Here is a 20640-nt window from a genome sequence, read left to right as displayed (position 1 = left end):
ACCGCGACCGCACCCCCCTGGCGCCATTCCCCTGCCGACGCTACATGGGGGATGCGGGGCTGCCGGGTCCGTCAGGAGAACTTTTCCCCGGGGCCTTATCGACTCCCAAGGGAGCTGTCCCTGGCCCTGTCCCTGGACTTGGCCAACACGGCGCCCACCTACACTGTAGGTTTCCCGGGATCGACACTCCAACGGCTCACGTGGCTCCGCACTCAGACTCTTCCCCCCCCGACATCGCGATCTCCGCCCGCAAAGCGGCTCTGCGTAACGCGGCCCTGGCCCGACGCGACGCCATGCCGTCCGAGGACCGAAGGATCGGTTCCGAGCGGATCGCCGGCATCGTCATGGGCATTCCGTCCCTCGCTGAGGCCGCCATCGTCGGAGCGTTCTGGCCGATCCGCAGCGAGGTCGACCCGCGTCCCCTCGCCCGCCTGCTGTTCGCCCGCGGTCAACGGATCGCTCTGCCCAAGGTCACGCCCGCCGGACTGGTGTTCCGGGAGTGGCGCGAGGGCGAAGCCCTGGTGGCCGGACGGTTCGGCCTCAGCGAACCGCACGACGATCTGCCCCCGCTCGATCCCACTGCCCTGATCGTTCCGTTGGCGGCTTATGACCGGCGCGGCCATCGCGTCGGCTACGGTCGCGGCTACTACGATCAGGCCATCGAGCGCCTGTCGCGCAACGGCCCTGTGCTGACGATCGGGATCGCCTTCTCGGCTCAGGCGGTGGACGAGGTCCCCGCCGAGCCGCATGACCAGCCCCTGGATCATCTCGTGACCGAAGCGGGCGCCGTCCCGCTGATACGGACCTGACCCTTCGCGATGCGCATTCTTTTCCTCGGGGACGTGGTCGGCCGCCCCGGCCGGACCGTCATCACGGACCGCCTGCCCGGATTGCGCGAGCGCTGGCGCCTCGATTGCGTGGTGATCAACGGCGAGAACGCGGCTGGCGGATTCGGGCTCACCGAAGCCATCTGCGATGAACTCCTCCAGGCGGGTGCCGATGCGGTGACGCTCGGCAATCACTCCTTCGATCAGCGCGAAGCCCTGGTGTTCATCCAGCGCCAGACGCGGCTGGTCCGGCCCGCGAACTATCCGGCGGGGACGCCGGGGCGTGGCGCCACCGTCGTCGAGACCCGGAAGGGAGCACGCGTCCTGGTCCTCAACGTGATGGGACGCATCTACATGGATGCCCTCGACGATCCCTTCGCCTCGGCGGAACGGGAATTGTCCGCCTGTCCGCTCGGTGCCGTCGCGGACGCGATCATCGTCGACGTGCATGCGGAGGCCACCAGCGAGAAGCAGGCCTTCGGGTACTTCCTCGATGGGCGGGCCAGCCTCGTGGTCGGTACCCACACCCACACGCCGACCTCCGACCACCGCATCCTGCCCGGCGGCACGGCCTACCTCTCGGATGCGGGCATGTGCGGCGATTACGATTCGATCCTCGGCATGCAGAAGGACGAGCCGCTGCGCCGCTTCCTTCAAAAGACGCCCGGCGCCCGCCTCGAGGCCGCTCAGGGCAAGGGAACCCTGTGCGGGATCGCGGTGGAGACCGACGATGCCACCGGCCTAGCCAGGAGCGTCGCGGCCGTCCGGCTCGGTCCGCACCTGGAAGAGACCTGGCCGCGCGACTGGGATTAGGGGCCGCAACGCCGTGCGCTTCCACGGGATGGCGCCTCCCGCGACTTGATCGGGGCCGAACCACCCTGCAATGTACCGCCGGGTTCGTCCCGAGGTCCGCCGCGCGCGGGCTGCCAGTTCCGCGTCGAAGAGTGTGCCCGAAACGATGGCGACCCCCACCGCACCCGCGACGATCGCCAAGCCCGGCATCTACCTCGTTCGGATGCTGGTCTTCCTGATCCTCGTCGGCTTCCTCGCCTTCGTGTTGTTCCGGCAGATCACGCCGGCTTTCCTGGCCAATCCGGGCCTGAACGGGCTGATCCTCGGTGTCCTGCTGATCGCGGTGCTGCTGGCCTTCGGACAGGTGATCCGGCTCTACCGCGAGACGGCCTACGTCAACGCGGTCGCGGCCGGCGAGAGCCCGAGCCGGGCGCCGCCGCTGATGGCGCCGCTGGCCCCCGCAATCGCGGCCCGGCACGACGGCGTCACGCTGCCGACATCCCGCGCCTTCCTCGATACGGCGGCAGCGCGCCTCGACGAGGGACGCGAGATCCTGCGCTACGTCTCGGGCCTCCTGATCCTGCTCGGCCTGCTGGGCACGTTCTGGGGCCTGATCGACACCTTGAGCGCGGTCGGCGCCGTGATCCGGACCATGCGGGGCGGCGGCGAGGCCGCGGCGATGTTCGACGAGTTGAAGAACGGGCTCGCGGTGCCGCTCTCCGGCATCGGTCTCGCCTTCTCGGCCTCGCTGTTCGGCCTGGCGAGCTCGCTGATCATCGGCTTCCTCGACCTGCAGGCCGGGCAGGCCCATGCCCGCTTCCACAACGAGCTGGAGGACTGGCTGCTGTCCGGCGATATACCGCAGGGTCGCGTCGAGGTCGCGGCCTTCGCGAAGCCGCAGGCCGCGCCGCTTCCGGTCCAGGACCCCGCCAGTGCCCGGGAGCTCAAGGATGCCGTCGACCGGCTGACCGCGGTGGTCGCGGAGGGTGCGAACGGTCGGGTGGCGACGCAGGCGATGACCAATCTGGCCGAGGGCATCCAGGGGCTGGTCCAGCACATGCGCGCCGAGCAGCAGATGATTCGCGACTGGGTCGAGGCCCAGGCGAATCGCGAGCGCGAGTTGAAGCAGGTGCTGGAGCGCCTGGCCCGCGAGCGGAACTGAGATGGCCTCGACCCGCGTCCGTCGCGACCGGAGCCTCAACGTCTGGCCGGGCTACGTCGATGCCCTGGCGACGCTGCTGCTGGCGGTGGTCTTCCTGCTGACGATCTTCGTCGTCGGGCAGTTCTTCCTGTCGCAGGAGATCAGCGGCCGTGATTCGGTACTGACCCGGCTCAATCGCCAGATCGCCGATCTCACCGACCTGCTGGCGCTGGAGCGCTCGACCCGCAAGACCCAGGAGGAGCAGGCGTCGTCGCTGCGCAGCACCCTTCTGGGGGCGCAGGCCGACCGGGATCGCCTGAAGGCCGAGGCCGAGGCGGTGCAGGGCTCCGCCGGGCGCCAGGGCGAGGTCGACAGGCAGCTGGCGGCCGAGCGCGCCAACACGGCCCGGGCCGCGTCGCAGATCGATCTTCTGAACGAGCAGATCGCGGCGATGCGCCGGCAGCTCGCGGCGCTGGAGGATGCGCTGGCGGCCTCCGAGAATCGCGACCGCGAGAGCCAGGCCCGCATCGCCGATCTCGGCAGCCGCCTGAACGTCGCGCTGGCGCAGAAGGTCCAGGAACTGGCGCGCTACCGGTCCGACTTCTTCGGGCGCCTGCGCCAGATTCTCGGCAACCGCCCGGACATCCGCATCGTCGGCGACCGCTTCGTGCTGCAATCCGAGGTGCTGTTCCCCGCCGGCTCCGCCAGCCTGAAGCCCGAGGCGAGCCCGGAACTCGACCGGATCGCCGGAGCCATCCTCGATCTGTCGAAGCAGATCCCGGCCGACATTCCCTGGGTGCTGCGCATCGACGGCCACACCGATGCGCGGCCGATCGCGTCGTCGCAGTTCCCCTCGAACTGGGCGCTCTCGGCGGCCCGCGCCATCGCGGTGGTGCAGGCCATGGTGGCCAAGGGCATCCCGCCCCAGCACCTGCTCGCCGCCGCCTTCGGCGAGTTCCAGCCGATCGAGGCCGGAACGACCGAGGAGGCCTATGCGCGCAACCGCCGGATCGAGATGAAGCTCACCGAACGGTGAGGCGGCGCCTCACTTCACGATCCGGTCGAGACGGTTGTTGACGAAGAAGTACAGCTCCTTCGCGCCCGGCTCGTTGTAGAGCACCTGCACCTCGCGTCCCGAACGCCCCTCGCCCACCAGGACGTCGGTGGGCGGCTTGCCCTTCAGGCGTACCAAATCGCATTCGCCGATGCCGATCTCGATGGCGCTCGCGCCCACGGGGGCCGGGGCGGTGCAGGTCCCCTCCTGGGTCAGGACCGGCCCCGAGAAGGTCGGCACCGGGGCAGGCTTCGCCACCGGGGCAGGCTTGGCCACCGGGACAGGCGCAGGAGCGGGCGCCGGCGCGCGGGCTTCCTCGGTGCTGGTGCAGGCCGAGAGGACGAGCGCGATCACACCGATCGAAGCGAGCAGACGCAGGCGGAAGGAAGCAGGCACGGACAGGTCCTCAGCGCTGCGCGGCGTTGCGCGCCTTGAGCGCGGCCGCGAAGAGAGCCGCCGCATCCATGTGGAAGGCGGCGCGCGAATCGGGACGGGAATAGAACATGTGCCCGCCGGGGTACACGGCGAGATCGAGGCGTCCGCCGCCGAAGGCCGGCATCTGGTCGATCAGCAGCTTCGAGGCGAAGTACGGCGTGACCAGATCGGTGTAGCCATGGGCGACCAGCACCCGCAGGTTGCCGTCGAGGGCGAGCACGCCGCGCAGGGCACCGAGCGCCTCGGGTGCCGAGCGGCCGCCGCCCCAGGTCCAGCCCCGGTTCACCGCGCTGTTGAGCAGCTCGTAGCGCAGGTCCGGCACCCGGTAGTTCAGCTTCTCGGTGTAGAGCGCCAGCATGGCGCTGGTCAGCGGCGCCTGGAGCCCGGTGAGCAGTGGGTCTTCGAAGCCTGAATAAGCCGCGCTCGGGTCCGGGTCCCAGCCGGTCACGCCGGTGTCGTAGGCGCTGGCGACCCGACCGGTGTCGCGGCCGATCTCGCGCTGGACGCTCTGTCCCGACAGGCGCCCGGCCTGCCGGCGGACGAAGGCCGGGTCGAGACCCGCCAGGGCACCGACCCGGTCGCCGAGCCGCGCGACCGCGGCGCTGTCGGACGGACCCTTGAGCAGGTCAGCGAGAAAGGGGCCGGTGGCGTAGGCTTCCGCGTCGGCCATGGTCTGGCGCGTCGGCGTGCCGCCCGCCCGCTCGATGGCGGCGGCGGCGAAGGACGGCAGCTTGATGACGTGGCCCCACGGCGTGGTGCGCGGCGCCTGCAGCCAGGCGAAATCTAGTACGGGCGAGAGCAGCACCATGCCGGACAGGCCCACCCCGATCTCCTCCTGGAGCTTCGCCGCGATCAGGGGGCCGCGAAATCCGCCGTAGCTCTCGCCGACGAAGAACTTCGGCGCGGCCATGCGGTCGTTGGTGCGCAGCCACCGGGCGATGGCGGAGGACAGCACCGAGGCATCGGCGTCGATGCTCCAGTAGCGCTTGGCATCGCCGTCGGCGGCGCGGCTGTAGCCGGTGCCGATGGGATCGATGAAGACGAGGTCGGTGAAATCGAGCCAGGTGCCGTCGTTCGGTACGAGGCCGATGGGTGCCGAGGGGCTGATGCTGGCGCCCTCCACCGGCAGGCGCCAGGGGCCGATCGCCCCGATATTGAGGTAGGCCGAGGCGGCACCCGGCCCGCCGTTCAGCGCGAAGGTGACGGGGCGCCCCCCCTCGCCCGGGTTGGCCGCCCCGTCCTGACCCTTCAGCGTGTAGGCGATGTAGGCGATCTCGGCCTGAAGCTTCCCCGCCTCGTCCACCAGCGGCAGGCTGCCGGCCCGGGCCGTGAAGGCGAGGACGCGGCCACCCGGCAAGGTGACGCTGTGCTCGGTCACGGCATCGGCCGGCAGCTTGCCGCCGGGGATGCCGCGCGTCTCGGCGCTTTTGTCCGGGCTTTTGCGCGCCTCTGCGGGCTTGTCGCTCGCCTGCGCCTTTTCCGCCGCTTGGGCTTGCGGGGCGGGCTGGGCTTGCGGGGCAGGCTGGGCTTGCGGGGCAGGCTGGGCTTGGAGCGACGGCGCGGCAAGCATCAGGGACGCGAGGCCGATGGCGCAACCTCTCAGGGCGTGTCGTCTCATGGCGTGTCGTCTCATGGGGGATCCTCTCGGCGACGGGTCGTGATGCGGCGGCGGGATCAGACCGGCCCCGACCCAGCGACTCGGAGACGGCGCAGGGGAAGAGACGGCGCAGGCGCACCCGGACCCGGACCCGGACCCGAAGGCGCGCGCCGGAGGCGTGCAGTCCAGCGCCGCTGACCGTGCAAGACTCCGCAATATTGCAGTTTCTGGTTCCCGGGTTCCGCTGCGCGGCCCCGGGATGACAACGGGTGGTGGCACTACCAAGACCTCTCCACGAACCCGAGGTTCGCTGGGAAGAGGGGCGGTGTTGCGCTGTATTGCGTGAGGATGAAAGCCGTCCGAAAGCGGAGGCGCCGCCGGGTCAGATCCTCCGGGCCAAGCGGCCGAACAGCGGATCACGCTTTCTTCTGCCAGCGGCCGTCCTCGTCCTGCTGCCAGTAGGCAATGGTGTGACCGGCTGCCTTGGCCTGCTTCCACTGCGCGCGCGCGCGCAGGAGGGCGTCCTGGTCGGTCCCGTCGAACAGGACGCAGATGCGGGCGTAACCGGCGGCATCCGGCGGCAGGTCGGCCCCCTCCACCAGGAAGCGGATCGAGGCCGCGTTGGGGTTGGTGTCCTTCAGGGTCAGCACCACCGGCTGGCTCGCCGCATCGGCATCGCGATCGGTCCCGTGCGGCAGGAAACTGTCGTCGCTGTAGGTCCAGAGCTGGTCGTCGAGGGCCTGAAGGCGCTCCTCGCTGGCGGCCTGGATCGTCGCGCGCCACTGGCGCTCCAGGGAGCGCTCCAGCAGGTTCGGCAGGACGGCCTCGAGGGGCTGGTGCTGCAGATGGTAGAACAGGATCTCGGTCACAGGCTGCAAGGTAGTCCTATCGCGCGCCTTTGCCAGCCGGTCCGTCCCGCCCCACCCGGGCGAGCCCCGGAAAACGCGCGCGTGAAAACCGCGCAGGCCCTTCCACGACAGAACCCTCGGGCGTTCGGTGAGTAACCGTACCAACAGGCGTTCGGGCGATCCGAACCGACCACCCGGGGAGCCACCACCATGCACCATCGCAAGAAGCTGCGCGACCAAGTCATCGTCATCACGGGCGCATCGAGCGGAATCGGTCTCGCGACGGCCCGGATGGCGGCACAGGCCGGCGCGCGGGTGGTGCTGGCGGCCCGGAGCGGGGACACCCTGGAACGCATCGCGCAGGAGATCGAGAGCCAGGGCGGCCACGCCATCGCGGTCGCGGCCGATGTCGGCAAGCGCGCCGACGTGCAGGCCATCGCCGACCGGGCGATCGCAGCGTTCGGCGGCTTCGACACCTGGGTCAACGTCGCCGGCCTGACCATCTACGGACCGCTCGGCAAGGTCACCGATGCCGACCACGAGCGCCTGCTCCAGACCAACCTGTGGGGCACTGTCTACGGTTCGCTGATCGCGGTGGAGCACCTGCGCGAGCGCGGCGGAAGTCTCATCAACATCGGCAGCGTCGCCAGCGATCTCGCCTTCCCGTTCCAGGGCATGTACTGCGCCAGCAAGCATGCCATCAAAGGCTTCACCGACGCCTTGCGCATGGAGTTGGTCCACGAGCGCGCGCCGATCTCGGTGACGCTGATCAAGCCGACTTCGATCGATACGCCGCTGCCGCACCGCGCTCGCAACTACATGGACCACGAGCCGATGCTGCCGCCGCCGGTCTACCGGCCGGAGGAGGTGGCGCACGCGATCCTGCATGCCGCCGTGCACCCCGAGCGGGACATCGTGGTCGGCGGCGGCGGCAAGGCCCTAACCAGCCTCAAGGAATTCTCGCCCGGCGCCTACGACCTGCTGGCCCCGGCGATCATCGCCTTTCAGAAGCGCAGCGAGACGCCGCGCGACCCGAAAGGGGCGCTCCACAATCCAGGCCAGGACGGCGAGGCCCATGGCGACCAGCCGGGCTATGTCCGGCGCACCAGCACCTACACCCGAGCCTCGCTGCATCCCGCCGCGACGGCCATCCGCATCGGTCTCGGCCTCGCCGCGACCGCCCTCGTCGCCAGCCAGAGCCGTCGGCGCCGGCGCCCGTTGTGAGCGAGCCCGAGCCGATCGCCAGCCCCATCGGGGTGCTGTCGCCCACCGTTGCCGCGCGCCTGGTGCCGCGCTCCACCCTCGAGCTCGGGGGTGGCCGGACGCTCGCCTATGCGGAGACCGGCGCGGGACCGCCGGTGGTCGTCATCCACGGGACGCTGATGTCGCTGGAGGACATGTGGCTCGGCCCGGTGCCGATGCTGGCCGGGCAGTTCCGGGTGATCGCCGTCGATCGGCCGGGACACGGCTTCAGCCGGCGCAGCGGACCGGCCGATGCCCATTCCTGGCGACAGGCCGCCCTGATCCGGGACGGGATCGCGGCCCTCGGCCTGGAGCGGCCGGTGATCGTCGGGCACTCGTTCGGCGCCGCCGTCGCCCTCGCGTACGGGCTGCAATTCCCCGATACGATCGCGGGCGTTGTGGCGCTGGCGCCGATCTGCTTCCCCGAACCCCGCCTCGAACACCTGCTGTTCGGCCCCCGGGCGGTGCCGGGCGGCAACTGGCTGTCGGGGTTACTCGAACGCTCGTCCGATCCGGCCCTGCTGCCGCTGCTGTGGAACGCCATGTTCCTGCCCGGGACGATGCCGCAGGCCTATGCCGAAGCCTATCCGTTCGGGCTCGCGGGAAACGCGGAGCAGCTGGTGGCGGAGGGCGAGGACGCGGCCGGCCTCCTGGCGGGCCTGATCCGGAGCGCCCTCGCCTATCACACCTGCCGGGTGCCGGTGCGAATCCTCGGGGGTGATTCGGATATCGTGGTCAGCACGCCGCGCCACGGGCTCTGGGCGTCCCACCGCATTCCGGGCGCCCATTTCAGCGGGCTCGCGCGCACCGGGCACATGCTGCACCACCAGCACCCGGAGGCCGTGCTGGCGGCCACGCGGGCCATCGTCGGACAGGGCCACGAAAAGGCCTGAAAAGAAATCGCCGGCCGCCGGATTCTCCTCAGGCTTCGTCAATCAAGAGCCATTATTGCAGGGCACACACGATCTGTTCGCAGCCGCACCCGGCCTGCGGATCGCCGACGCCTCCCCTGCCCTTTCATCCGTTCATCGGCGCGCGTGCCCCAGATCGGTCCGCGCCGCGATCACATGAGGATATCCCCCGTGAACTTCACCGTCAGCGCGCGCGTCTCCGAGCGCCGCTTCAGCTTTCGTCACAGCTCGATCCTGGGCGCCGTCGAGCAGGGCTGGTCGCTGATGGTGGCGGGGATGACCGAGGTCGTCATCACGGATGCGGCCGGTCGGGCGCATTGCCCGAACGCCATGCATCAGCACCTGTTCGGACCGCGGGCGTCCGTGGCCCCGGTCGAGGTCAAGCTCGCCGCCTGAGGGCGCCCCCCGACCGGGGGCTCCGGTCAGACGCAAACGTCCGATCAAACCTGGCGGATCTTGCCGCCGAAGGTCGAGAACGATTCGTCGATGACGCCGCGCTGGGCGTCGTCGGCCTCGACGCGAACCTGGATCGCACCGGTCAGGGCGGGCTCGCCCTCGGTCTCGGTCTTGTTGCGGCCGTCCTCCAGGTCTGCGCCGGCCTGCTCGACCCCGGCGCTGTTCTGGTCGCCCGCAGAGACGACGATGATCGCCTTCCGGTCGAGCCCGTGCTCCTGGACGAGATGCTCCACGCTCATCTCGGCGTCGCGACGGGTCTCGAATTCAGCGGTGAAGGTCGGCGGCATAAGGCGGCTCCGGTGCGGGGACTTCCCGAGGAGGCGGATAAACGCCTCGGACCGCTGTCAATGGCAGAGCCGGAGCGGATGTTCCGCGCCGCCGGGTCTCGGGGTCGCCGCCGAGCCCGTCGGCCGGGGCACGCGCTGCCTCAGACCAGCCGGCTCTGCACCATGGCGGCGCCGACGAAGCTCTCGAACAGGGGGTGCGGCTCGAAGGGGCGGGACTTCAGTTCCGGATGGAACTGCACGCCGATGAACCACGGGTGGCCGACATGCTCGACGGTCTCCGGCAGGAGGCCATCCGGCGAGAGGCCGGAGAAGCGCAGGCCCTTGGCCTCCAGGCACTCGCGATAGGCCATGTTGACCTCGTAGCGATGGCGATGGCGCTCGGAGATGTCGGTGGTGCCGTAGATCTCGGCGATCTTGGTGTCCGGCCGCAGGCTCGCCTGATAGGCGCCGAGCCGCATGGTGCCGCCGAGATCCCCGGCCGCCGCGCGCCGCTCCAGCTCGTTGCCCTTCAGCCACTCGGTCAGGAGGCCGACCACCGGCTCGGCGGTCTCACCGAATTCCGTGGAGTTCGCTCCCGTGACGCCGGCCAGCGAGCGGGCCGCCTCAATCACCGCCATCTGCATGCCGAAGCAGATGCCGAAATACGGAATCTTGCGCTCGCGGGCGTAGCGGGCCGCGCGGATCTTGCCCTCGGCCCCGCGCTGGCCGAAGCCGCCGGGCACCAGGATGCCGTGGATGCCTTCGAGGAACGGTGCCGGGTCCTCGCGCTCGAAGACCTCGGCCTCGATCCACTCGAGGTTGACCTTGACCCGGTTGGCGATGCCGCCATGGGTCAGCGCCTCCGTCAGCGACTTGTAGGCGTCCTTGAGGCCGGTGTACTTGCCCACGATGGCGATGGAGACCTCGCCCTCGGGGTTCTTCACCCGCTCGGAGATGGTGCGCCAGCGCGACAGGTCCGGCTCGTCCTGCGACGGCAGGCCGAAATGGGACAGCACCTCGCGGTCGAGGCCGGCTTCGCGATAGGACAGCGGCACGTCGTAGATCGAATCGACGTCGCGGGCCTCGATCACGGCCGTCTCGCGCACGTTGCAGAACAGGCCGAGCTTGCGCCGCTCGTCCGACGGGATCGGCCGGTCGCAGCGGCACAGCAGCATGTCGGGCTGGATGCCGATGGAGCGCAGCTCCTTGACCGAGTGCTGGGTCGGCTTGGTCTTCAGCTCGCCGGCGGACGGGATGTAGGGCAGCAGGGTGAGATGCACGAAGGCGGTGGCGCCGCGCGGCAGCTCCTGGCCGAGCTGGCGGATCGCCTCGAAGAACGGCAGGCCCTCGATGTCGCCGACCGTGCCGCCGATTTCCACCAGGACGAAGTCGAAGGCCTCGTTGCCCTCGAGGACGAAGTCCTTGATCGCATTCGTGACGTGCGGGATCACCTGGATCGTCGCGCCGAGGTAATCCCCGCGCCGCTCCTTGGTGATGATGTCGAGATAGATCCGGCCGGTGGTGATGTTGTCGGCCCGGGTCGCGGCGACGCCGGTGAAGCGCTCGTAATGGCCGAGATCGAGATCGGTTTCCGCGCCGTCGTCGGTGACGAACACCTCGCCGTGCTGCGTCGGGCTCATCGTGCCCGGATCGACGTTGAGGTAGGGGTCGAGCTTGCGCAGGCGGACCTTGTAGCCCCGTGCCTGGAGCAGGGCCGCGAGGGCCGCCGATGCGAGGCCCTTGCCGAGCGAGGAAACCACGCCGCCGGTGATGAATACGTACCGCGTCATGGGCCTCGGTCCATAAACAAGGGAGAACGATTCGCCAAACGACAAAAACGCTTGTCCCCCGCCATGCGGTCGCAGGGGCGGTGAGACACTCGTTTCGGCGTGGCGGTGGAACGCTGTGCGGCGCCCGATGCCTCGGACGCCGCGCTCTTCACAATCATCCGGTGCGGCGAACGCCCCGGCTCAACACGTTCAGCGCGATTGCGGCGCCTGCGGCACGGCCGGCTGGGCCGGCGCGGTCTCGGGCACCTGCGCCGGAGTGCCCGGCTGCGCGCCGCCCTGGTTCCGCAGGGTGTCGAGCAGGTTGCCGGCATTCGGCTGGGTCGCGGGCTGACTGGTGCCGGTCCCGTCGAGGATCGAGCGCGGCGCCGCGCTGCGGTGCGACAGGATCGCCAGGGCCATGCTGGTGGTGAAGAACAGGGCGGCGAGGATCGCGGTGGCGCGGGTGAGCGCATTGGCCTGACCGCGGCCGGTCATGAAGCCGGCGACCCCACCGCTGCCGCCGCCACCGAGGCCCAGACCGCCCTCGGAGCGCTGGAGCAGGACCACGGCGATCAGGCCGAGGACGACGATGAGGTGGATCGAGATCAGAACGGTCTGCATCGAAAATCCGGAATCTTCACCATATGCGCGCCGGCCCCGAGCCCGGTCGGGCATCGGGTCGGACGCGGGCGCGCCACGGGCCGGAGAGTCCTGGCGCCGCCGACAATGTCGTGGGGCCATACACCAGATGGCTGCCTGCGCCAACCGGCGCCCGGCCGGCCGGCTCAGTCGCGGCGCCGGTAGCGGTAGCCGTACAACCGACGCGAGAATCCGAGAGTTTCGTAGAGCGCCCGGGCCGGACCGTTGTCGGCGACGACCTGCAGGCAGGCCCCCTCCGCCTGCCGCGCCCGAGCCCAAGCCATCAGGCCGGCGACGAGCGCCGTCGCGTGTCCCGCCCGGCGATGCTCCGGATGGGTGACCACCGATTCGAGCACCAGCAGGCCACGATTGAGGGCACCGTAGCCGACCGCCGCCGGCCGCCCGTCCCGCATGCGCCGTGCGAAGACGCGCGGCAGGAGGAGGCTGGCGAGCGAAGCCCGGTAGGTCTGCGCGGCGAGGGCGGAGACGGGACCTTCGCAGGCGGATTGCGCCGCGAACCAGGCCGCATCGGGTTCGGGCTTGAGGACGAGATCGGCCGGCGCGGGCGCGTGGCACGCCGCGCCGGCGGCGAACAGCGTATCGGTCTCGCCTTCGGCCCGGAAGCCCAGGCGGTCCAGAGCCGCATCCATCTCGGGGGCGAGATCGGGAACGCGGACGATCAGCGGCTGGCCGAGGGCGCGATAGACCGCGTCGGCCGCAGCGATTACCGCCGCAGGATCGTCGCGCCGCCCGCGCAGGGGGTTCAGCGCGTTGGTGCGCCGGGTCGGCCCGCCGGAGGCTCGCAGAAGCCAGCCCCCGAACACGATCTGGTTTGGCGAAGGCCGGGCGTTGGCACAGGCCTCCTCGACGGACCAGTGCAAATCCGCATCCGACGTCCAGGACATGTCTGCCCTCCCCTCCCAAGCCGGGCCTATCGGGTTCACACGTCCATATTTTCGGTGCCGTGAAGGCGATCCCGAGCCGGAGCGGACGTCCGGCGCTCCGGCCCGGCGTATCGGGACCTCAGCGCATGTAGGCGCGGGCGATGCCGAGGAAGTCGTCGGCGACGAGGCTGGCGCCGCCCACCAGGGCGCCATCGACGTTCTCCACCGCCATCAGCTCACGCGCGTTGCTCGGCTTGACCGAGCCGCCATAGAGGATGCGGACGGCCTGCGCCTCGGCGCCGATGAGCTGGCCCAGCATCTCGCGTAAGGAGGCATGGACCTCGGCGATGTCGGCCGGGGTCGGGGTCAGGCCGGTGCCGATGGCCCAGACGGGCTCGTAGGCGATGACCGTATCCTTGGCGGTGGCGCCCTTCGGCACGCCGATGGCGAGCTGCGCGCGCACGATGTCGAGGGTCCGGCCCTCCTCGCGCTCTTCCTGGGTCTCACCGACGCAGATGATGCCGCACAGGCCGGCGCGACGCGCCGCGAGCGCCTTGGCGTGGACGCCGTCATCGGTCTCGTGATGGTAGGCCCGGCGCTCGGAATGACCCACGATGACGTAGGAGGCCCCGAGATCGGCCAGCATCTCGGCCGAGATGCTGCCCGTGAAGGCGCCATTCGGCTTGGCATGAAGGTTCTGGCCGCCGATGGCGATGGGCGAGCCGTAGGCCGCGGCGACGCAGGATGCGATCAGCGTCGAGGGCGGGCAGATCAGGACGTCGACCGTATCGAGAAGGTCGGGCGTCAGGCCGTGACGGACCGCCTCGACCACGGCGACCGAGCTGCGCAGGCCGTTCATCTTCCAGTTGCCGGCAATAAGAGGCCGTCGCCCCGACTTCGTCATCCCGTTCCTCACTGATGTGGTTTCGGCTTCTGCGGCTTCGCTCGGCCCTGCATCGCTTCGCCTGGCAATAAAACCTTGCGTGGCGAGAAATGGCTTCGCTTGGCGATTGCGCCGCCCGTAACAGAGGCTCGGAGGCGGCGCAAACGCCGGACGCCCTTTGCGGTGACAGCCCGGATGGTCTATCGCGGGCGGCTTTCCCTGGAATGACGGGCGTCCCCCGACGCCCACCCGACGGGTACCCGGACGTTCGATGCTGCAGAACATGCGCAAGGCCAGCCAGCATTGGCTCGGCAAGATCATCCTCACGGTGGTCTTCACCTTCCTCATCGCGGGCGTCGCGATCTTCGGCGTCGAGGAGTTCTTCCGCGCCGGCTCGTCCAGCAGCGTGGCTACCGTGGGCAAGGCGCAGATCTCGGCCGAGACCCTGCGCACCGCCTACCAGAACCAGCTTCAGCGCTATCAGAGCCAGACCCGCCGCACCCTGACGCCGGACCAGGCCCGGGGGCTCGGCGTCGACCGGCAGGTGCTGGCGCAGCTCGTCAGCGAGGCCTCCCTCGACCAGCAGACCGCGGCACTCGGCCTGAGCATCCCCGATGCGGCGGTTCTGCGGGCGATTCAGGAGGAGAAGAGCTTCCAGGGCGCGGACGGCAAGTTCGAACCGGCCCTGTTCTACCAGACGCTCCAGCGCGCCGGCATCAACGAGGCCACCTTCGTGCGTGAGCAGCGCGCCGTGGCGGCCCGCCTCCAGCTCGCCGAGGCGGTGGCGGCCGACCTCCACGTGCCCGAAGCCCTGCGCGAGGCGGTGCATCGCTACACCACCGAGCGGCGCTCCGTGGCCCTGATGATGCTGCCGCCCTCCGTGGCCGGCGAGATCCCGGCGCCGAGCGAGGAGGCCGTGAAGGCCTATTACGAGGAGAACAAGTACGCTTTCCGCGCCCCCGAAGCCCGGTCCGTCACCCTGCTGGTCCTCGACCCGCAGGCGATGGCCAAGCCGGAGGCCGTCAGCGCCGAGGACATCGCCAAGCGCTACGCCGCCGAGAAGGGCCGCTACGGCACGGCCGAGCGCCGCACGATTCAGCAGATCGTGTTCCCGGACGCCGCGGCCGCCGAGGCCGCCCGCAAGGTGATCGAGGCCGGCGAGAAGCCGTTCGAGGCCGTGGCCGCCGGCACCGGAGCCGATGCCAAGGACCTGTCGCTCGGCACCCTGACGAAGGCCGAGCTGTTCGATCCGGCCGTGGCCGATGCCGCCTTCGCGCTGCCGGTGAACAGCGTCAGCGCCCCCGTGAAGGGCCGCTTCGGCACGGTGCTCCTGCGCGTCACCGCCATCGAGCCCGAGACCGTGAAGCCCCTGGCCGACGTCTCCGCCGAGATCGCCAAGACCATCGCCCTCGAGCGGGCCACCAGCGGGATCGACGCGGCCCACGACGCCATCGAGGATCAGCGCGCCAACACCAAGCCGCTGGCCGACATCGCCAAGGAGCGCGACCTGCCGCTGCGCACCATCCCGGCCGTGACCGCCCAGGGCCTCGACCCGGAGGGCAAGACCGTGGACGGCATCCCCGACCGCGACACAACCCTGTCCGCCCTGTTCCGGGCCGAGATGGGCAGCGACAACGAGCCGTTGCGGACCAAGTCCGGCGGCTATGTCTGGTACGACATCACCAACATCGACCGCGCCCACGACAAGCCCCTCGACCAGGTCCGCGACGAGGTCGTCGCCCGCTGGCGCGCGGCCGAGACGCAGAGCCGCCTCATCGCCAAGGCCAAGGACCTCACCGCCCGCCTCGACAAGGGGGAGGCCGTCGAGACCGTGGCGGCGGAAGCCGGACTCAACGTCCAGACCGTGACCGATCTCGCCCGCAACCAGCCGCAGGGCGACATGACCGCCGACGTGGTCAACCGCGCCTTCGCCACGCCGGTGAACAAGGCGGCCTCGGCCGAGGCCGGCGAGAGCCGCGCCCTGTTCAAGGTCACGGCCGCGACGATGCCGGCCTTCGTGCCGGGCTCACCGGAGGACGAGGCCATCACCAAGCGCTTCCAGCCGACCATCGCCGACGACGTGCTCGGCCAGTATATCGGCGACGTGCAGACCTCCGTGGGCGTCACGGTCAACCAGGCGGCCGTCCGCCGGGCGATCGGCGGCGGCGAGTACTGAGCCGGCAATGACCGAAGACGCTGCCTTCACGGCCTTCGCGGAGACCTACGCGGCGGGTCGCCCGACCCTCCTCAACCTGACCCTGGTGGCGGACCTGGAGACGCCGGTCGCTGCCTTCCTGAAGCTGCGGGCGCAACATTCCGGCACGGCCTTCCTGCTCGAATCCGTCGAGGGCGGGGTCGTGCGCGGGCGCTACTCGATGATCGGCCTCGACCCCGACCTCGCCTGGCGCTGCCGGGACGGCCGGGCGGAACTGGCGCGCGGCCCGGACCTGTCGGCGTTCACGCCCGAAGAGGCGAACCCCCTCGCCAGCCTGCGCGCCCTGATCGCCGAGAGCGCCATCGGGGTGGACGGCGCCACCGATGCGCTGCCGCCCATGGCCGCCGGCCTGTTCGGCTATCTCGGCTACGACATGGTGCGGACGATGGAGACCCTCGGCTCGCCGAACCCCGACCCCCTCGGGGTCCCGGACGCGATCCTGGTGCGCCCCCGCATCATGGTGGTGTTCGACTCGGTGCGCGACCTCATCACGGTCGTCGGCCCGGTACGCCCGACGGAAGGGATCTCCGCGCGTGCCGCCTACGAAGCCGTCCTCGACCGCCTGGAGCGGGTCGCCGAAATCCTCGAAGGCCCCCTGCCCGTCGAGGCCCGGATCGACCCGCGCGCCATCGCGCATCCCGAGCCGGTCTCGAACACCACGCCGGAGGAGTACCTCGCCATGGTGGCGCGGGCGAAGGAGTACATCGTCGCCGGCGACGTCTTCCAGGTGGTGCTGTCGCAGCGCTTCGAGGCGCCCTTCACCCTGCCGGCCCTGGCGCTCTACCGCTCGCTGCGCCGGACCAACCCGGCCCCGTTCCTGTGCTACCTCGACTTCGAGGACTTCCAGCTCGTGTGCTCGTCACCCGAGATCCTGGTGCGGGTGCGCGACGGGCGCGTCACCATCCGGCCGATCGCGGGCACGCGCCGGCGCGGGGCCGATCCGGCCGAGGACCAGGCGCTGGCCGACGAGCTGCTGGCCGACCCGAAGGAGCGTTCCGAGCACCTGATGCTGCTCGACCTCGGCCGCAACGATGTCGGCCGCGTCTCGCGCATCGGCAGCGTCACGGTGACGGGCTCGTTCTTCCTCGAGTTCTACAGCCAGGTCATGCACATCGTCTCGAACGTCGAGGGCGAGCTCGACCCGAAGCACGACGTGCTGGCCGCGCTGTCGGCGGGCTTCCCGGCCGGCACGGTCTCGGGCGCGCCAAAGGTGCGGGCGATGGAGATCATCGACGAACTGGAGCGCGAGAAGCGCGGCCCCTATGGCGGCTGCATCGGTTATTTCGGCGCGCGCGGCGAGATGGACACCTGCATCGTGCTGCGCACCGCCCTGGTGAAGGACGGCCGCATGCACGTCCAGGCCGGTGCCGGCATCGTCTACGATTCCGACCCGGCCTCCGAGCAGCAGGAATGCGTCAACAAGGCCAAGGCGCTGTTCCGGGCGGCCGAGGACGCGGTGGTGTTCGCGAGCCGGGCGCGACGGGGGCAATAGCGCACCGGTTGACGGGTCGCCGGACTCGCGCCACACCGCCTCCATGCCCGCGCGCGAAGCTCCGATGTCCGACGTCCTCGTCATCGACAACTACGATTCCTTCACCTGGAATCTCGTCCACCTGATCGGCCCGCTCTGCGGCTCGATCGACGTGGTGCGCAACGACGCGATCACCATCGCGGAGATCCGCGCGCGCCGGCCCGACGCGATCGTGCTCTCGCCAGGCCCCTGCTCGCCGAACGAGGCCGGGATCTGCCTCGATGTGGTCAAGGACCTGTCGGCCGAGATCCCGATCTTCGGGGTCTGCCTCGGGCTCCAGGCCATCGGCCAGGCCTTCGGCGGCGACGTGGTGCGGGCACCGACGCCGATGCACGGCAAGGTCTCCAGCATCCGGCACCGGGCGTCCGGGATCTTCCGGGGGCTGAACGGCCCCTTCGACGCCACGCGCTACCATTCCCTGGTGGTGGAGCGCGACGGCTGCCCGACGGACCTGACGGTGACGGCGGAGGCCGACGGCCTGATCATGGGGCTCGCCCACGCGCATCTCCCCGTCCACGGCGTGCAGTTCCACCCGGAAAGCATCCTGTCGCATCACGGATCGCAGATCCTGCGGAATTTCCTGGACATCGCGGCCACGTGGAATGCGGCGCGTGACAAGGACCGCGACGGCGTGCATTGACGGGTTACGTCGCCTGTCTGGAATCACTCCGGCTCTCCGCGCCGGACCGTCACGCCCGAGCCACATGGAATCCTTCAAGCCCCTCCTCGCCAAGGTCGCCACCGGCGCGGGCCTGGACCGTGCCGAGGCGCGGCAGGCCTTCGACGATCTGCTCTCGGGCGAGGTCACGCCGGTCCAGGCCAGCGCCTTCTTGATGGCGCTCAAGGTCCGCGGCGAGGCCCCGGACGAGATCATCGGCGCCGTCGAGGCCATGCGGGCGCGGATGGTGCCGGTGCGCAGCGTTCCGGGCGCGATCGACGTGGTCGGCACCGGCGGCGACCATTCGGGCAGCTACAACGTCTCAACCCTGGCGGCGATCGTCACCGCCGCCTGCGGCGTGCCGGTGGCCAAGCACGGCAACCGGGCCGCCACCTCGCGCTCGGGCGCCGCCGACGTGCTCGCGGCGCTCGGCGTCCGCATCGGCCTCGCACCGGAGGAGCTGAGCCTCTGCCTCGCCGAGGCCGGCCTGTGCTTCATGTTCGCCCAGACGCACCACGCCGCCATGCGCCACGTGGCCCCGGTGCGGGCCGAGCTGCCGACGCGGACGATCTTCAATATGCTGGGTCCCCTGGCGAACCCGGCCGGGGTGGGGCGCCAGCTCTTCGGCGTCTCGTCGCCGGCCTGGGCCGAGCCGCTGACCGGCGTGCTCGCCGAACTCGGCAGTGACCGGGTCTGGACCGTGCATGGCAGCGACGGCCTCGACGAAATCACCGTGACCGGCCCCACCGCCGTGGTGGCGCTGGAGGGCGGCCGGATCTCGCGATTCACCATCGATCCGCGCGAGGTCGGCCTGCCGCTGCACGGGTTCGAAGCCCTCCGGGGCGGCGACCCCGCGCACAACGCCGCCGCCCTGGCCGAGGTGCTGGACGGGGCGCGCAACGCCTATCGCGACATCGCCGTGCTCAATGCCGGCGCCGCCTTGGTGGTGGCCGAGGCCGCCGGCTCCCTCGCGGAAGGCGTGGTCCGGGCCGGACAGGCCCTCGACAGCGGCGCCGCGCGTGCCACACTCCACAGGCTGGTCCGCCTCTCGAACCTTCGCTCGCACGCCTGAAAGCCCGTCATGTCCGAGCCCAAATCCGGGTCCGTCGCGCACGTCGCTCCCGCCGAGCGCAAGGACGTGCTCGCCCGCATCGAGACCTACAAGCGGCGTGAAATCGCCGAGGCGAAGCTGCGGGTGCCGCAGACCAAGCTCGAGAAGCGCATCGCCGACGTCTCGCCCCCGCGCGGCTTCGCCGATGCGATCGCGGCGCATATCGCCGAGAAGCGCCCGGCGCTGATCGCCGAGGTGAAGAAGGCCTCGCCGTCGAAGGGCCTGATCCGCGCCGATTTCGACCCGGCCGTGCTCGCCGCCGCCTACGCGGCCGGCGGCGCCACCTGCCTCTCGGTGCTGACCGACACGCCCTCGTTCCAGGGCAAGCCCGAATACCTCACCGAGGCGCGGGCCGCCTGCGCCCTGCCGGTCCTGCGCAAGGATTTCCTGTTCGAGCCCTATCAGGTGTTCGAGGCGCGGGCCTGGGGCGCCGACTGCATCCTGGTCATCATGGCCTGCCTCGACGACGACGAGGCCGCCGCCCTGGTGGAGACCGCGCACGATCTCGGCATGGACGTGCTGGTCGAGGTCCACGACACCGAGGAGCTGACCCGCGCCCTGCCGCTCGGCACCCGGCTGGTCGGCATCAACAACCGCAACCTGAAGACCTTCGAGGTCTCGTTCGAGACCGCGATCCGCCTCGCCGAGGGCGTGCCGGCCGACCGGATCGCCGTGGCCGAGAGCGGCATCGCCGGCCATGCCGACGTGGTCCGCCTGGCGGAGGCCGGCCTCGACACCATCCTGGTCGGCGAGAGCCTGATGCGCGAGGCCGACGTGACGGCAGCCACCCGGCGCCTGCTGTTCGGCGACGCGAAGGCCTGAGGACGCGACGATGGCCGAACTCACCCATCTCGACGCCACCGGCGCGGCCAACATGGTCGACGTGTCCGACAAGGACGCGACCACCCGCACCGCCCGCGCGACGGGAAGCGTCGTCATGCTGCCCGAAACCCTGCGGCTGATCCGCGAGGGCGACGCCAAGAAGGGCGACGTCATCGGCACGGCGCGGCTCGCCGGCATCATGGCCTCGAAGCGGACGCACGAGCTGATCCCCCTGTGCCATCCGCTGCTGCTCTCGAAGGTCCGGGTCGATTGCGAGGTCGACGACAGCCTGCCCGGCCTGCGCGTGACGGCGGAGGTGAAGGTGCTCGGGCCGACCGGCGTCGAGATGGAGGCGCTGACCGCCGTCTCCGTCGCCTGCCTGACCATCTACGACATGGTGAAGGCAGCCGATCGCGGCATGCGGATCGAGGGCATCCGCTTGCTGGCCAAGGATGGCGGCCGCTCCGGCGCCTACCGAGCCGAGGATCACGCTTGAGCGGCCAGGACGCGCCTGGCCGGAAATCGAGCGGCAAGGATCTGAGCGGCAAGGATCCGAGCG

21 protein-coding genes and 1 other RNA gene are annotated in these 20640 nt (G+C 70.5%); 14 read left to right on the top strand and 8 right to left on the bottom strand.

The features are described from left to right. Positions 1–53 precede the first annotated feature (53 nt). From ssrS to ASF57_RS19485, 5 genes are all read left to right on the top strand, one after another. Positions 54–211, top strand: a non-coding RNA gene (gene ssrS / locus ASF57_RS25030) — 6S RNA. Then, the gene (locus tag ASF57_RS19500) at positions 201–809 is read left to right on the top strand and encodes a 5-formyltetrahydrofolate cyclo-ligase (protein WP_056486382.1); all 609 of its coding nucleotides are present in this window, start codon (positions 201–203) and stop codon (positions 807–809) included. Before ssrS ends, ASF57_RS19500 begins: the two co-directional genes overlap by 11 nt. A 9-nt stretch (positions 810–818) precedes the next feature. Further along, positions 819–1640, top strand: a complete 822-nt coding sequence (locus tag ASF57_RS19495; RefSeq protein ID WP_056188751.1) for a TIGR00282 family metallophosphoesterase — start codon at positions 819–821, stop codon at positions 1638–1640. A gap of 145 nt (positions 1641–1785) precedes the next feature. Beyond that, positions 1786–2781: a MotA/TolQ/ExbB proton channel family protein gene (locus tag ASF57_RS19490; protein ID WP_056188753.1), complete on the top strand. Its 996-nt coding sequence runs from the start codon at positions 1786–1788 to the stop codon at positions 2779–2781. A 1-nt stretch (position 2782) separates the two neighbouring features. After that, a complete protein-coding gene (locus ASF57_RS19485) occupies positions 2783–3796 on the top strand; it encodes a peptidoglycan -binding protein (protein WP_056486379.1) in 1014 nt (337 codons plus the stop codon). 9 nt (positions 3797–3805) lie between these two features. Here ASF57_RS19485 and ASF57_RS19480 read toward each other — a convergent pair whose 3' ends face one another. The 3 genes from ASF57_RS19480 to ASF57_RS19470 all read right to left on the bottom strand — a co-directional run bounded on the left by ASF57_RS19480 (position 3806) and on the right by ASF57_RS19470 (position 6715). Next, positions 3806–4192, bottom strand: coding sequence for a hypothetical protein (locus ASF57_RS19480; protein ID WP_056486704.1), 387 nt, complete (start codon positions 4190–4192; stop codon positions 3806–3808). Between the two features lie 28 nt (positions 4193–4220). After that, positions 4221–5867, bottom strand: a complete 1647-nt coding sequence (locus tag ASF57_RS19475; protein WP_056486376.1) for a peptidase S10 — start codon at positions 5865–5867, stop codon at positions 4221–4223. 395 nt (positions 5868–6262) lie between these two features. After that, positions 6263–6715, bottom strand: coding sequence for a DNA polymerase III subunit chi (locus tag ASF57_RS19470; protein WP_056486373.1), 453 nt, complete (start codon positions 6713–6715; stop codon positions 6263–6265). A 189-nt stretch (positions 6716–6904) separates the two neighbouring features. On the opposite strand from ASF57_RS19470, the gene ASF57_RS19465 reads away from it, so the two are divergent. The 3 genes from ASF57_RS19465 to ASF57_RS19455 all read left to right on the top strand — a co-directional run bounded on the left by ASF57_RS19465 (position 6905) and on the right by ASF57_RS19455 (position 9243). Further along, positions 6905–7918 (top strand): SDR family oxidoreductase, encoded by a 1014-nt coding sequence (locus ASF57_RS19465; protein WP_056486371.1) that lies wholly within the window; start codon positions 6905–6907, stop codon positions 7916–7918. Beyond that, entirely contained in the window at positions 7915–8829 is a 915-nt protein-coding gene (locus ASF57_RS19460) for an alpha/beta hydrolase (RefSeq protein WP_082504184.1), read from the top strand. The genes ASF57_RS19465 and ASF57_RS19460 overlap by 4 nt, the downstream gene beginning before the upstream one ends. Before the next feature lie 189 nt (positions 8830–9018). Beyond that, positions 9019–9243, top strand: a complete 225-nt coding sequence (locus tag ASF57_RS19455; protein ID WP_056486368.1) for a hypothetical protein — start codon at positions 9019–9021, stop codon at positions 9241–9243. A gap of 44 nt (positions 9244–9287) precedes the next feature. On the opposite strand, the gene ASF57_RS19450 is transcribed toward ASF57_RS19455, so the two are convergent. The 5 genes from ASF57_RS19450 to tpiA form a co-directional block, all read right to left on the bottom strand. Then, entirely contained in the window at positions 9288–9590 is a 303-nt protein-coding gene (locus ASF57_RS19450; RefSeq protein WP_056486365.1) for a hypothetical protein, read from the bottom strand. A gap of 140 nt (positions 9591–9730) precedes the next feature. Next, positions 9731–11359 (bottom strand): CTP synthase, encoded by a 1629-nt coding sequence (locus ASF57_RS19445; RefSeq protein WP_056188775.1) that lies wholly within the window; start codon positions 11357–11359, stop codon positions 9731–9733. A 189-nt stretch (positions 11360–11548) separates the two neighbouring features. Further along, positions 11549–11959, bottom strand: coding sequence for a preprotein translocase subunit SecG (gene secG, locus ASF57_RS19440; RefSeq protein ID WP_056188778.1), 411 nt, complete (start codon positions 11957–11959; stop codon positions 11549–11551). A 164-nt stretch (positions 11960–12123) separates the two neighbouring features. Further along, on the bottom strand, positions 12124–12882 hold the full coding sequence (locus ASF57_RS19435) for a GNAT family N-acetyltransferase (RefSeq protein ID WP_056486362.1): 759 nt from the start codon (positions 12880–12882) through the stop codon (positions 12124–12126). A gap of 118 nt (positions 12883–13000) precedes the next feature. Next, on the bottom strand, positions 13001–13765 hold the full coding sequence (gene tpiA / locus ASF57_RS19430; protein WP_056188784.1) for a triose-phosphate isomerase: 765 nt from the start codon (positions 13763–13765) through the stop codon (positions 13001–13003). A 250-nt stretch (positions 13766–14015) separates the two neighbouring features. Here tpiA and ASF57_RS19425 point away from each other — a divergent pair, with 250 nt between their 5' ends. The 6 genes from ASF57_RS19425 to moaC all read left to right on the top strand — a co-directional run bounded on the left by ASF57_RS19425 (position 14016) and on the right by moaC (position 20577). Next, entirely contained in the window at positions 14016–15920 is a 1905-nt protein-coding gene (locus ASF57_RS19425) for a peptidylprolyl isomerase (RefSeq protein WP_056188787.1), read from the top strand. 7 nt (positions 15921–15927) lie between these two features. Continuing rightward, the gene (gene trpE / locus ASF57_RS19420; RefSeq protein WP_056486359.1) at positions 15928–17451 is read left to right on the top strand and encodes an anthranilate synthase component I; all 1524 of its coding nucleotides are present in this window, start codon (positions 15928–15930) and stop codon (positions 17449–17451) included. A 64-nt stretch (positions 17452–17515) separates the two neighbouring features. Beyond that, positions 17516–18130 carry an aminodeoxychorismate/anthranilate synthase component II gene (locus tag ASF57_RS19415; protein ID WP_056486698.1) on the top strand — a complete coding sequence of 205 codons (615 nt, stop codon included), beginning with the start codon at positions 17516–17518 and terminating at the stop codon, positions 18128–18130. 64 nt (positions 18131–18194) lie between these two features. Then, positions 18195–19220, top strand: coding sequence for an anthranilate phosphoribosyltransferase (gene trpD, locus ASF57_RS19410; protein WP_056486356.1), 1026 nt, complete (start codon positions 18195–18197; stop codon positions 19218–19220). Between the two features lie 9 nt (positions 19221–19229). Beyond that, on the top strand, positions 19230–20081 hold the full coding sequence (trpC, locus tag ASF57_RS19405) for an indole-3-glycerol phosphate synthase TrpC (RefSeq protein WP_056486352.1): 852 nt from the start codon (positions 19230–19232) through the stop codon (positions 20079–20081). A 10-nt stretch (positions 20082–20091) separates the two neighbouring features. Further along, positions 20092–20577, top strand: a complete 486-nt coding sequence (moaC, locus tag ASF57_RS19400; protein ID WP_056188801.1) for a cyclic pyranopterin monophosphate synthase MoaC — start codon at positions 20092–20094, stop codon at positions 20575–20577. Positions 20578–20640: the final 63 nt, after the last annotated feature.

The sequence above is a fragment of the Methylobacterium sp. Leaf117 genome, assembly GCF_001422985.1.
Taxonomy (GTDB): domain Bacteria; phylum Pseudomonadota; class Alphaproteobacteria; order Rhizobiales; family Beijerinckiaceae; genus Methylobacterium.
The sequence above is the reverse complement of the archived record's forward strand: the minus strand, read 5'-3'. Positions and strand labels throughout refer to the sequence as shown.